General features: G+C 39.1%; 13 protein-coding genes and 1 pseudogene. 11 read left to right on the top strand and 3 right to left on the bottom strand.

Translation table 11 applies throughout. The annotated features are described in order from the left end of the window. Positions 1 to 136: 136 nt before the first annotated feature. On the bottom strand, positions 137 to 946 hold the full coding sequence (locus CZ225_RS03145) for a Fic family protein (protein ID WP_077152947.1): 810 nt from the start codon (positions 944 to 946) through the stop codon (positions 137 to 139). A 606-nt stretch (positions 947 to 1,552) separates the two neighbouring features. On the opposite strand from CZ225_RS03145, the gene CZ225_RS03140 reads away from it, so the two are divergent. Together CZ225_RS03140 and CZ225_RS03135 are read left to right on the top strand one after the other, a co-directional pair. After that, positions 1,553 to 1,732, top strand: a complete 180-nt coding sequence (locus CZ225_RS03140) for a hypothetical protein (RefSeq protein ID WP_129585735.1) — start codon at positions 1,553 to 1,555, stop codon at positions 1,730 to 1,732. 87 nt (positions 1,733 to 1,819) lie between these two features. Continuing rightward, positions 1,820 to 2,815, top strand: a complete 996-nt coding sequence (locus tag CZ225_RS03135) for a hypothetical protein (protein WP_077152945.1) — start codon at positions 1,820 to 1,822, stop codon at positions 2,813 to 2,815. A 102-nt stretch (positions 2,816 to 2,917) separates the two neighbouring features. Here CZ225_RS03135 and CZ225_RS03130 read toward each other — a convergent pair whose 3' ends face one another. Both CZ225_RS03130 and CZ225_RS03125 read right to left on the bottom strand, forming a co-directional pair. Next, a complete protein-coding gene (locus CZ225_RS03130) occupies positions 2,918 to 3,328 on the bottom strand; it encodes a hypothetical protein (RefSeq protein WP_077152944.1) in 411 nt (136 codons plus the stop codon). A gap of 321 nt (positions 3,329 to 3,649) precedes the next feature. Continuing rightward, positions 3,650 to 3,934, bottom strand: a complete 285-nt coding sequence (locus tag CZ225_RS03125; protein WP_077152943.1) for a helix-turn-helix domain-containing protein — start codon at positions 3,932 to 3,934, stop codon at positions 3,650 to 3,652. 156 nt (positions 3,935 to 4,090) lie between these two features. Here CZ225_RS03125 and CZ225_RS03120 point away from each other — a divergent pair, with 156 nt between their 5' ends. The 9 genes and pseudogenes from CZ225_RS03120 (at position 4,091) to CZ225_RS03085 (ending at position 12,096) form a co-directional block, all read left to right on the top strand. Further along, a complete protein-coding gene (locus CZ225_RS03120) occupies positions 4,091 to 4,714 on the top strand; it encodes a recombinase family protein (protein WP_077152942.1) in 624 nt (207 codons plus the stop codon). A gap of 156 nt (positions 4,715 to 4,870) precedes the next feature. Further along, positions 4,871 to 5,014, top strand: a complete 144-nt coding sequence (locus tag CZ225_RS23825) for a hypothetical protein (protein ID WP_195740335.1) — start codon at positions 4,871 to 4,873, stop codon at positions 5,012 to 5,014. An 8-nt stretch (positions 5,015 to 5,022) separates the two neighbouring features. Further along, entirely contained in the window at positions 5,023 to 5,718 is a 696-nt protein-coding gene (locus tag CZ225_RS03115) for a recombinase family protein (RefSeq protein ID WP_234982986.1), read from the top strand. Between the two features lie 92 nt (positions 5,719 to 5,810). Further along, positions 5,811 to 7,376 carry an IS21 family transposase gene (gene istA / locus CZ225_RS03110; RefSeq protein ID WP_077155672.1) on the top strand — a complete coding sequence of 522 codons (1,566 nt, stop codon included), beginning with the start codon at positions 5,811 to 5,813 and terminating at the stop codon, positions 7,374 to 7,376. Next, positions 7,373 to 8,164: an IS21-like element helper ATPase IstB gene (istB, locus tag CZ225_RS03105; RefSeq protein ID WP_077152941.1), complete on the top strand. Its 792-nt coding sequence runs from the start codon at positions 7,373 to 7,375 to the stop codon at positions 8,162 to 8,164. The genes istA and istB overlap by 4 nt, the downstream gene beginning before the upstream one ends. Before the next feature lie 82 nt (positions 8,165 to 8,246). Next, a pseudogene (locus CZ225_RS03100) lies at positions 8,247 to 9,221 on the top strand (recombinase family protein); the annotation flags it as partial. 104 nt (positions 9,222 to 9,325) lie between these two features. Then, positions 9,326 to 10,663: a site-specific integrase gene (locus CZ225_RS03095; protein WP_009037359.1), complete on the top strand. Its 1,338-nt coding sequence runs from the start codon at positions 9,326 to 9,328 to the stop codon at positions 10,661 to 10,663. A gap of 7 nt (positions 10,664 to 10,670) precedes the next feature. Then, entirely contained in the window at positions 10,671 to 11,612 is a 942-nt protein-coding gene (locus CZ225_RS23820) for a DUF6043 family protein (protein WP_004291334.1), read from the top strand. Positions 11,613 to 11,781: 169 nt separating this feature from the next. Then, positions 11,782 to 12,096, top strand: a complete 315-nt coding sequence (locus tag CZ225_RS03085) for a helix-turn-helix transcriptional regulator (RefSeq protein ID WP_004291341.1) — start codon at positions 11,782 to 11,784, stop codon at positions 12,094 to 12,096. Position 12,097 lies beyond the last annotated feature (1 nt).

Genomic DNA, 12,097 nt, shown 5'->3' with positions numbered 1-12,097 from the left:
ACTTCCCCTAAAAAGACATATACATAATCCATGGTTGGGAAGAAAAAATAATGATATGTGAATAATATTCCATAAAAAAGACAGAAGACTGGAGACTTTACAGAGAAAAATTAAGAGGAAACCAGGTCAGCGGAAATTAAAACAAAAAATTTAAATTTCTTTCATGAGCCGTATTATACTTCTCAATTTCCAATGCTAGTGATTTTTTTAGCTGCACAGCCATGAAATCCAAGAAAGGTTGATTTACTTCATCATCTTGCGATTGCCGCAAAGAAAGAATATAGTCGGATCTATCTTCTTTAAAGACTTTCATTGGGAAAAGGTGATAGCAAAACTGGATATAGTTCATCAACAAGCGAGCCGTTCTTCCGTTACCATCCACCCACGGATGAATAGTAACCAAGTTAAGGTGAACATTGAAGCTCAACTCGTATTGTTCCCGAAATGTTCCCACCGTTTTTTGTTTTTCCTGTAAGATAGTACAAAATTCTTCTACTTTAGCAGGCACTTTTTGATAATTCATATAAGAACGCCCACCAACACCAGCAGTAACACCGCACAAACGAAACTCACCTTTGGAAGAATCAAAAGAGCCACCCATAACATTATGCACACTTCCAGTAGTACGCATTAGCGTAGCATTCAACTTTCGCAAGAAGGCGGGGGTAATCACTGTGTCTTGTTTGCTTTCCTCTTTGGCAAGTTCATACGCTTTCTTTAAATCCTCATTCATCAGATGATACACCAACGGCTTTCCTTTGGCAGTTACCCCTTCATCAAAGAGAAGTTGCGTATCCATTTCAGTAAGCGTAGAGCCTTCAATAGCCGTAGAATGGGTAATAAGAGAATAAAAGTAGTACTTCTCATAGTCCACCGACTGACTGATACCAAGTTTCTGAAACTCTTGATACAGTTCTTCTATCTCCTGCCAAATATCCTTTTCCATAATAGGCTATCTTTAAATTGTTATTTTTCCCAAAATTACTCCGATTTTATACTCCGACAAAAGGAAGCGACATATTTTTAAGGAAAGAAAGATTTTGTTCAAGAATGATTGGGGGTCAATTTGGGAACAAACACCTTAAAACAAGAAAGCTAAATGATTGATATTTTATCATTTAGCTTCCTATGTGGTACCCTTAAGCGTTCTTTTCTCGAACCAATTTTTACATGATTTAAATCTAATTTGGGAACTAAGGGATTTTATTCCAAACCCCAATAAGCTCATTTATCATCAAGCAAAGAACACATAAGGATATATAGACAAAGGTAAATAAAAATAGCCACTAGACAAAGTATGCAATATTATTTTTTATATTCTTACGAAAAGGACACCTTTTGTAATATAAACGTCAGGTAAGAAAAGACCACTCTATTTCCTTATATATAGGATGTTAGCTACGTAACTTCACACTCAAACAATGGGCTATATAGGTGCATTGCTTAACCCAACCGTTCTTTTTGTTTCTTTTCGCAAAGAAAGAGCTATAAAAAGGTTACTATACTTTACTTTCTTACTGCATTTACTATTTATTCTAAAAAGGAGATGAGTATGAAAAGTAAACGTCAGTATCGGGAGCTAACCAACGAAACTAAATTAAAAATTAGCCAAAGCCTAAAGCATCGCAATAAAAGCGAGGCTCACAAACAGGCAATAGCCGAAGCTATGAAATTATATTGGGCAACAATACCACATAAGCCAAAAGATGAAAAGGAAGTAGAAGATGAATAATCTTCTCTCTTCCTTATTATCAAAGGGGGAAACTGTAGTCTGTAGAGTACATTTCCCAAAAATAAAAAAGTAAATTTTGAATTTAAAATGAATTACCACCATGAGAAAGGAACAATAACTTTTGATAGAATCAAGATTAAATCCAACTATAAATATCTTCTCAATACCAAAGTGAAATTCAATGAAAGATTTCACTCACGCAGTGGAGAAAAGACAGGTCTATTTTACAGCTCCAAAGACGATATAGATGTACCTTATAATCTTTACATAGCTGTCAGTTATCCTAAACAAACCCTAACTCTTGAATTTTCAAGCAAAATTTTAAAAGAGAACTATCCAAAATTGATTTCAAAAAACACCATCAAAGAATGTCTTACCAATATTAACCTATTAGATATTTGTGAGATTGATGTAGACAACATCCTAGCAGAAGGGGCTATAACATCAGTAGATGTCACTTATGACACTAATTTTATTTTAGATGACGAAGCATTAAATGCACTCAATTCACAAGTAAACAATTACAGACGTTTTAAATGGACGCATTACGAGAAAGAAGGCATCACCTTCACTAAAGACGTGAAATCTAAAGGTTGCACAGAAACAATTACCCTATATAATAAGGAAAAAGAAATATGTACCAGCCACAATAAAAACTTCCTAAGTAGCTTACCACGACCACAATCAATAGTGGACTACTTCAAAGGGAAAACACGATTTGAAATCACATTGGACACTCCTAAAAAGATAATGAGCTATTTGAATTTAGCCGACACCAAAATATCCAGTGTACTAAATTCCAATACGAATCCTATCCTTACTCAATTCGACAAAGTTTTCGGCAATTCTACAGCCGATATGTCAAATACAACTTTTGACGACTATGAGAATTGGGCAATGAAAATCATTCTCGAAAGGTACAAAGGTGATTTGAAATTACTGGAGCAAGATGTTAGGAGTAAATTCAATTCACGCAGTGGAGCAGCCAAACGAATGAAAAAGTTTGAGACTGTTTATCATGCAATGACAACAGCCTCAACTAGCGAAAGCCCTGTTGAAAAGATACGTAATCTGTTACTTTGATGAGGCTTATGTATCAAAACAAAAAGCGTATCAATATAATCTATCAAAAGACATATTGATACACTCTATTTTGTGTCAGCTTAACCTAAAAGATTAATATGATTATTTCACACGTTCGTAAGAGGCTATTGTTGATGCACTTCCTAGTTTCGTTTTAGAGGTAAATGTGTCTTTTGTAATTTCGGTGATTTCAGTTTCAAATGACAAACCCCATTTTTGTGATTTGAATCTGAAAATGTTTCCTTCCATAGACCAAGTACCATAGTCATTTCCATTATCATTTCCGTTCCAGTATGTTTTGTTTGCTTCGATTTTGAAGATTGAAGTTTTATCATCTTCATCTAAATCTCCTTCACTTGAATATGTCATTTTCCACCATCCTACTATCATCTCGGAATAATTAATATTTCCATTGTTGTCTTCTTTTTTTTCGTCATCATCAGAAGAACAAGAGACTAGTATGTTAGCTGCGAGTAGGATTAATAACAATGTGAATAAATTAATTTTTTTCATATAATGTCTATTTTATAATTTGTATACATAATTTAATGTTTAGTCCAAAGTGGGGGAGACAATAAAAAACGTGGACTATTTACTTTGTATTGTTTTCTGTGGTATCGCCAAACACCATATTCCCGAATACATAAGTAAAAGCCCACGCTATATAAGCGCAGGCATCAACTTTGTAATTCTTGGGAATTTTCTTTAATTTGGCGATTTTCAGAAAACAAGAATATACAAGCTAACGCTTTTTATTTATATGTCTTTAATTTCAATGTTACATAGGCAGTTACTTTAAATTTGTGTACAAAAATACAATTTTTCTCATAATAGCTAAAGTGAAAGTATATAATTTAATTCCTCTCTACTATTGAATTGATATATTTTTCCATTTATTTTAATGTATCCCTCTACGTTGTCATTTGTTGCTTCCAATAAGCTCTTAACCGACACACCTAGCGCTATTGCTATTTTTTCAACAGTGTCCAAACGTGGGTTCCCGTAGATTGCACGTGTTAGACTGCCAGGGTCTATTCCCATTTCATTAGCAAGCTCTTTTAACTGTCTTCCTTGTGCCTTACAAATGCGTTTTACATTTTCAGCTAGAACTTTTTCCATTGTCTCTTTATTTTTTCCCAAAATTACATGGAATTATCGTAAAAAACAAATAATGTATTCATAATTGCTAAATATATCAATTTATATTTTGAATTTAATTGTTTTATATGTATATTTGTGACAAAATAATTGATATATAAAACAAAAGATGGGACTATGGATAAGAAGGTAGTAATATTTGCAAGAGTTTCAACGTCTAATCAGGAATACGATAGACAAGTGAATGAATTAACAGTTTTAGCTGCTAATAATAATTGGAAAGTATGCGCTTGCTTTACGGAAAAAATTAGTGGGGCAAAAGCAAACACAGAAAGAACAGAACTGTTACGTATGGTTGAATACGTTACAAATAATGCAATAGACAAAGTACTTGTAACGGAGTTATCCCGTCTAGGGCGGAATACACTAGGAGTATTAGAAGTTATAGAACTTTTAAACAGCAAAAAAGTTTCCATATACATTCAAAATTATGCTATCGAAACACTTACACCAGAAGGAGCAATAAATCCTATGTCCCAATTTCTTATTACAATCTTAGCCGAAGTAGCAAGAATGGAGCGAAAAACTATCCATGAACGAATAGAAAGTGGTTACAAAAATTATCGCATCAATGGTGGCGTCGTAGGCCGTAAAATTGGGTATCGAAAGGATAAAGAAACTATGCGAGAAGAATATAAAGAAGAAATTAGACTGCTCAAAAAGAACTACAGTCTTAGAAATATACATACATTAACAAATACTAGTATTAACACATTAAGGAAATTAAAAACTATGATATAAATATATCTACAACCTCATCCATGAGTAGTCTTACTCTACATATATTGTAGAAAGATGGGATGAATTAATCTGCATACAACTAAAATGTAAATTCATCTCGATAAGGTTAAAATGCAGAAATAACTGCCAATGAGCAGACGGTAATATCTTAATTAAATGATTACATTAGAAAAATGTAAGCAAATACTAAACCAAGAATATGAAAAATTCAATAATGAAGAAATAAAGCTACTAAGAGAATATCTATATCTATTAGCAGAGCTACAAATAGAAAGTGAAGAAGAATACAAAAAAGAATAAATAAAATTATGAATGTTATAATATATTGCAGAGTAAGTTCTGATGAACAAACGTTAGGAGCCAGCTTAGATGTACAAGAAGAACGCCTACGGAAGTATTGTAACCAAATGGGATATAACATCATTGACAATATCCCATACAGAGAGGACGAGAGTGCTAAAACATTTGAGAAACGTCCTGTCATACAAGGAATAATGAATTATATACGTAAAAACAAAGGTAGAGTAAACAAATTACTATTCTTACGGTGGGATAGATATTCACGAGACATTATCAGTGCCAGTGAGAACTTAAAAGAATTACTCAAATTGGGAGTTGAACCAAACGCAATCGAAGCACCTTTAGACTTCAATTCTGACACTTGGCCCCTATTATTGGGAGTACACATAGGTTCGGCACAATGCGACAACATCAAGAGGTCAAAAGCCACAATGGACGGCATTCATGGAACATTAGCAAAAGGAAAATGCGCTAATAAAGCACCAAGAGGATATAAGAATGTACGTATTAGCAAACATGAAACCCATGTAGAAATAGATACCAATACAGCACCATTTATACAAGCCATGTTTAAAGAAGTGGCTAAAGGCATTGAAACACCTTGTTATATCCGCAGGAAGTTTGCAAGAAAAGGATATAATATACCCGAAAGTTCATTTCTTGAAATGCTACGCAACAAATTTTATATCGGTTGTAATCGGTAACTTTGTATCGTCAAAAATCGGAAAAGTAAAATCGACATGATTAGAAAAAATAGCATTGTAATTTTGTGGTGCTAACTACTAATTACAATGCTATGACCGAGACTTCCCAATTAAAGAAGTATCTGATGTGGTACAAAGTTAAAGAATTATTTTCAACTGGCCTAAACAAGACCCAAATAGGTCAATCCTTAGGTCTCCACCGTCAAACGGTGGCCAAGTATCTGTCCATGACAGAAGAAGAGTTCATTTCCAGCCAGAGCTATGACCGTCATTACGGTCATAAACTTGACGGCTATGAATCTTATGTAGTCAATGAGTTGCGCAAGTGGCCTTTTTTGTCCGCTCCGCAGCTCCATGACCGCTTGAAGGAGCATTTTTCGGATCTTCCGTGCGTGACTCCCAAAACGGTCTTCAACTTCGTCAACCGGTTGCGTTTAACGCACGATCTTCCCAAGGAGGTTGAGAAAGGTTACCGCCCCTATGAGAAACAGCCCGAGACGGCCTATGGCGAATACGCCCAATGCGACTTCGGTGAACGGTGGATGAAGACACCTCCGGGACAGTCTTTAAAAGTGTATTTCTTTGCGATGTGCCTGAGCCGCAGCAGGTATAAGTTCGTCTTCTTTAGCCGTACACCGTTTACCACCGCTCTTGCGGTTTATGCCCATGAACTGGCTTTCGAGTTCTTCGGGGGAGTACCCCGAAAAATAGTTTATGACCAGGACAAGGTGTTTCTTGTCAATGAAAACCTTGGTGACCTGGTGCTTACCCGCGGTTTCCGCACTCTTGTCCGTGAACATGGCTTTGAGCCCGTGTTCTGTCGCAAATCCGATCCCCAGAGCAAAGGCAAGATAGAGAACGTCGTCAAATATGTGAAGTACAACTTCCTTCGCGGCCGCGAGTTGGTTGACATAGGCCTGCTCAACAAGGAGGCCCTTGGCTGGTTGGAACGCACGGCCAACGGCACGGAACACCACGGCATACGTCGTGTCCCGTCTGAGGAGTTCGAGACGGAGAAAGCACACCTCACGCCTTATAAGGGAGTTCCGACAGTCCCTTGCGAAACCCTCTTGCCGCATCACGTGCGCAAGGACAACGTGATAACCTACAGGGGCAACTATTACAGCGTTCCCACAGGCACCTACCGCGGCCATCAGACACTGGTCTATATCGAAGAAAAGGAAGGCCGGCTATATATCTACAGCCATGAGACAGGCAAAACCCTTGCCGTTCACAAAATAAGCGGAGATAAGGGACGTCTGGTAAGCAACACCTCCCACCGGCGTGACCGCGAAGCCCCGCTGGACGATTATGAGGCTTTTGTACGCAAAGAACTTCCCGTAAGCACGGTGATTGATACATATTTGTCACAACTACGTGTGCATAAGGCCCGTAATTACCGCGACAACCTCCAGTTTATAGTGCGGCGCCACGCGGCATACTCGGACATCACGCTTACCGAAGCTTTTGCCGAGTGCCTCAAGGCAGGTGTCTTCAACGGATGCAGCCTGATGGAGGTAGCCGAGACCCTCAGGATCCGTAAGGGAGAAGCCCCCATCGAGGTCCGGACGGAAACCGGGCCGGTTCCCGGAGCCGACACATCCGCCATGATCCCCGAGAAAACAGACATATCCACCTTTAACACCCTTTTCGTATGATAACGAACGAACAAATCAAGAACCTGTGCTCGCGTCTGCGCCTGTACGCCCTGCCACGCCTGCTGGAATCTGAAGCTCATCTGGCGCAGGAGCAGGGAAAAACCCATGTCGAGTTCCTGCATGACCTGCTCTCCCGCGAGGTTCAGGAAAGAGACAGCAAGGACTTCCAACGGCGGCTGAAAGCGGCGGCTCTGCCGGCAAGACACGACCTCGACCTTTTCGACCACAACTACTCGCAAGGTATAACCGCACCAAGACTGCGTGAACTGCGCCGGCTGGGGTGGCTCGAACAGAACTACAACCTGATACTCATGGGACCTTCCGGAACAGGCAAGACCTTTATCGCCGCAGGACTCGTGTACGAGGCTGTGGGGCAAGGATACAAGGCTTACATGGTCACGATGGAGGATGTCATAAACACCATCAAGATGAAAACGCTGATGCCTTCGGCCATGAGTGCATACAACCGTCTGCTCAAAGCTGATCTGGTGGCCATCGATGATATAATGCTCTTCCCGGTGAAAAAAGAGGATGCCGCAGGATTCTTCAATCTGATCAACACGCTTCATGAGAAAGCCTCACTGATAATTACCACGAACAAGGCACCCACCGAATGGGCCAAAACGCTGGATGACGAAGTGCTGGCTTCAGCAATTCTGGACAGGCTGTTATATCACTGCGAGGTCATAAAACTCGCCGGGCAAAGCTACCGCATGGGAAACCGAAAATCCATTTTTGAAGAGGAAAAAGACGCATCTTTGGCTGGGGGTACCCCCAGCCAAAGATGACCAACATTAAAATGTAATCAATAGTATAAACTGGTAGTCTCAATTATTAAATGGTGATTTAACTTTACCGAAAAATGACGATTTAAAATTTGCTTATTACATCGGTAAAATTCGTGTGCCAGCATACAAAGGAGAACCCGAATATTATGTAAACGGTGAACATGAAGCAATTATAGATAAAGAAACATTCTATAAAGTTCAAGAAATATTAGACGGCAAAAGAAAGAAAACACCTAAACTATCCAAAGCCATAAATCCTGACTTATTTTTGCGGAAGTTTTTAATCTGTCCCGTATGTGGTTGTGCCCTAACTGGTGCGACAAGTTCGGGCAATGGCGGCAAATACACCTACTACTTTTGCTGCAACAATCAAAAACATATAAGAATGAGAGCAGAGAACGTAAACGAAGAGTTCGCTCGATACACAGCCCAATTAAAGCCCAATAAAACGGTATTGGACTTGTATAACGAAATTCTAAAGGATTTGCAAAACGAACGCAAAGGAGAAAGCAAAAAAGAAGCAGCAGCACTGCAAAATGAACTTTCTACCGTCCAAAAACGCATCAACAGCATTGAAGATAAATATCTAGACGGAGATTTAACCAAAGAACAATATAACAGAATGCTGGAGAGATACACCAAAGAAGCCTCAGCCATGCAACAACAGATTGAAATGCGTGAGAACCCTAACCGTAGTAATATCGAACCAAAACTAAACTACTCTATCAATCTGATAAACAATATAGATAGCTATATAAGAAATGCGTCTGTAGGGGTGAAAATTAAGCTGATAAGTTCGATGTTTCCCGAAAAAATCGAATTTGATGGAAAAACATATCGAACCAATTCTTACAATAAAGTTCTTGATTTAATCTATCAGCAAACCAACGAGTTACGAGGAGTAGAAAAGAAAAACGGAGAGAGTTTTTCAACTTTCTCCGCTTCAGTACCCAGACCCGCATTTGAAATAATTAAAGTGGGGAAAATGTGGGTAAAAAGAAAAACGCGAAAAAACGCCATAACTACACTGTATTTCAATATATTACAATCCTATTAAATTTTAATCCAAGTTAATCGAATTGCAAAATATTTAGCAGATGTGGGGAAAATGTGGGGAAAATATCTATATTTGCAGCAGAGTAAAATTCAACCTGAAAGTCTATGAAAGTAACCTTTATCATTAAAAAAGCAGCCAAACGATATGATACAGAATCCATGGCTACAATCTATGTCCGTTTTAGAAACGGAAGGCAGTTAGACTCCGTTGCTCCTACTCAGTTAGCCATCAATCCCAATCTATGGGATGATAAAGACGAATGTGTAAAAACGAAAGCTGTCTGCAATGAAGAAATGCGTACCCATATAAATGAAGAGATACGCCAGTTGAAAACCTATATCGAGAAGGTATATCAACAAGAAAAGGAAGCAATAGACAAAGAATGGCTAAAAACAACACTTGATAAATTTTACCATCCTGAAAAATATTTTTTGCCGGAGGAAGTGGTTATCAAGCCTACCATTGGAGAACTATTCGATGAATTTCTAAACAAGCACCCTTTGTCGGAAGTACGAAAGAAAAATTTCCGGGTTGTCAAAAGAGCCTTACTGCGTTATGAACTATATGTAAGGGCTACAAAGAGAGGACAAAAGGGCTTTATCTTTGACGTGGATTTGGTAACACCTGACACGCTTCGGGATATGTGGGATTTCTTTCAGAACGAATACCAGTATTATGAACTTTACCCAAGCATTTATGAAGCCATTCCCGAAAAGAGGACACCACAGCCCAGAAGCAAGAACACGCTGATAGACTGTTTTTCAAGAATACGCACATTCTTCCTGTGGTGCTTCGATAACAAACGCACCACAAACAGACCTTTCGACAAGTTTCCGATAGAGGAGTGTACATATGGCACACCTTATTATATAACACTCGAAGAAAGGGACAGGATTTTTAATGCAGACCTTTCTGCCACCCCACAACTGGCAATACAGAGGGATATATTCATATTTCAGACACTGATAGGATGCAGGGTGAGCGACCTGTACCGAATGACCAAACTAAATGTGGTCAATGAAGCCATAGAATATATTCCCAAGAAAACCAAAGAGGGGAATCCGGTTACGGTACGTGTTCCACTTAACGACAAAGCGAAAGAAATCCTTGAACGCTACAAAGAATATGAGGGAAAACTGTTGCCGTTCATATCCGAGCAAAAGTACAATGATGCCATAAAAAAGATATTCAAATTAGCTGGAGTTGACCGCATCGTAACAATCTTAGACCCGTTGACGCACAACGAAATCAAACGACCTATTTATGAAGTGGCAAGCAGCCATCTGGCAAGACGTACGTTTATCGGCAATATCTATAAAAAAGTGAAAGACCCGAACCTTGTTTCCGCACTGTCGGGACACAAGGAGGGAAGCAAAGCTTTCAGACGATACAGGGATATTGACGAAGAAATGAAGAAAGACCTTGTAAAACTATTAGACTGATACTTGTATGGGACAACAGGAATATGATAATTTCAAAAGACTGATAAAGGAATGGCTCGACAGCCATCCGAATGAATATGCTGATTTTGTAGAAGAAATGAACGACAAGAAGTTCAAAGGGTTCTTCAATATTTTCAATACGGCTGTAAGGCTTGTTCCGAAATATAAAGAAGCAGCACGCAAGAGAATAGGCGATGATAGAAACCCTGATTTCGAGGAACTGGAAAATGTTCTTTTACAATCAGACCTTGCCGAGAAAATAGTGAATGAGTTTCATACCCCGAATAAGAGAAGCATTGTTCCTGCCATGCTTGCATGGCTCTATTACGGACGAAGCTATGAGTGCATGGTGGAACAGGGTGAGGAACTGACCAAAAGAAAGGATATTCCCACCTTATACAAATGGCTTGTTTCCGGCATGGTCAAATTCATTATCAGAAAAAGCATCGCCAATGGCATGAGAACCAAAGAGGACTGGCAAGTATTCAGGAAGCAGCAGAAAGCCATTGAGGAAAACTCTCTTGTGGAATGGGCAATAGAAGAAGATGAAGACATGGACGAGGAAGAAACAGATATGCTGCAGGAAGAACAGCCAAAGACCGCAGGGCGCAAAGCCGACACACGCACGTTGCCCGAACTTCTGATAGAAAGGCATGACATACTGATTGAAAGAATTGGCACACGATTGAAAACCCATGCTACGGAAACAGATATAGCACGACTGTTTATCGCACTGGTGGAATACCGATTCATGCGGAAGTGTCCCATCAAGACTTTCAGAAACGCACTGTACGAGCAGTTCAAGGAACAAGAAATCGTCCACGAAAGAGGCATCCAGAAAGCATACAGAAATCTCACTTCTCCGTTTGGAAACAGCAAGAAACTGGTAAAAGACATTGGTGAAGACCATGAAGCCATCGAGGAATTGAAAGCCTATCTATCCAATTGAAGTTCGTTTAATTCGCTTTTCGTTTTTACGAATTTAACGAATTGAATATCATTGTTTTACGATTGATTTTCATTATATATTTGCGCCACTATCCTAATCGGGGTAGTGGCTTTTCGTTTATAATACTGCCGAAACGGGAAGTCTTACAACCGGCAGTTTCAAGAAGCCTATGACAGACATATTGGCAATTATCCAAAACGGAAACGGCAACATCAAGTTGGAAGTAACAGGAGAAGATTTGCTATTATTCTCCAACCAGTTAATCAGCCGTGCGAAGCATGAACTTTCTACCGCCATTGCGGAAGCAAGAAAGGAGAAGTATCTAACCAAAGAGGAAGTGAAAAAGATGTGCGGTGTTTGTGATACCACACTCTGGCACTGGTCTAAGAAAAACTATCTGAAGCCTGTAAAGGTTGGAAACAAGGTCAGATACCGACAATCCGACATTCAGAGAATTTTAGGTGAACACAACCCTTTAATCTAAG

The organism is Bacteroides bouchesdurhonensis, from assembly GCF_900155865.1.
GTDB classification, from domain to species: domain Bacteria; phylum Bacteroidota; class Bacteroidia; order Bacteroidales; family Bacteroidaceae; genus Bacteroides; species Bacteroides bouchesdurhonensis.
Note: the sequence above shows the minus strand (reverse complement) of the source record. Positions and strands in the feature narration are given on the sequence as shown.

What these genes read in the sequence shown, in the direction of transcription:
- CZ225_RS03145 (WP_077152947.1), bottom strand. Translation starts at nt 946, where the DNA reads ATGGAAAAGGATATTTGGCAGGAGATAGAAGAACTGTATCAAGAGTTT.
- CZ225_RS03140 (WP_129585735.1), top strand. Translation starts at nt 1,553, where the DNA reads ATGAAAAGTAAACGTCAGTATCGGGAGCTAACCAACGAAACTAAATTA.
- CZ225_RS03135 (WP_077152945.1), top strand. Translation starts at nt 1,820, where the DNA reads ATGAATTACCACCATGAGAAAGGAACAATAACTTTTGATAGAATCAAG.
- CZ225_RS03130 (WP_077152944.1), bottom strand. Translation starts at nt 3,328, where the DNA reads ATGAAAAAAATTAATTTATTCACATTGTTATTAATCCTACTCGCAGCT.
- CZ225_RS03125 (WP_077152943.1), bottom strand. Translation starts at nt 3,934, where the DNA reads ATGGAAAAAGTTCTAGCTGAAAATGTAAAACGCATTTGTAAGGCACAA.
- CZ225_RS03120 (WP_077152942.1), top strand. Translation starts at nt 4,091, where the DNA reads ATGGATAAGAAGGTAGTAATATTTGCAAGAGTTTCAACGTCTAATCAG.
- CZ225_RS23825 (WP_195740335.1), top strand. Translation starts at nt 4,871, where the DNA reads ATGATTACATTAGAAAAATGTAAGCAAATACTAAACCAAGAATATGAA.
- CZ225_RS03115 (WP_234982986.1), top strand. Translation starts at nt 5,023, where the DNA reads ATGAATGTTATAATATATTGCAGAGTAAGTTCTGATGAACAAACGTTA.
- istA (WP_077155672.1), top strand. Translation starts at nt 5,811, where the DNA reads ATGACCGAGACTTCCCAATTAAAGAAGTATCTGATGTGGTACAAAGTT.
- istB (WP_077152941.1), top strand. Translation starts at nt 7,373, where the DNA reads ATGATAACGAACGAACAAATCAAGAACCTGTGCTCGCGTCTGCGCCTG.
- CZ225_RS03095 (WP_009037359.1), top strand. Translation starts at nt 9,326, where the DNA reads ATGAAAGTAACCTTTATCATTAAAAAAGCAGCCAAACGATATGATACA.
- CZ225_RS23820 (WP_004291334.1), top strand. Translation starts at nt 10,671, where the DNA reads ATGGGACAACAGGAATATGATAATTTCAAAAGACTGATAAAGGAATGG.
- CZ225_RS03085 (WP_004291341.1), top strand. Translation starts at nt 11,782, where the DNA reads ATGACAGACATATTGGCAATTATCCAAAACGGAAACGGCAACATCAAG.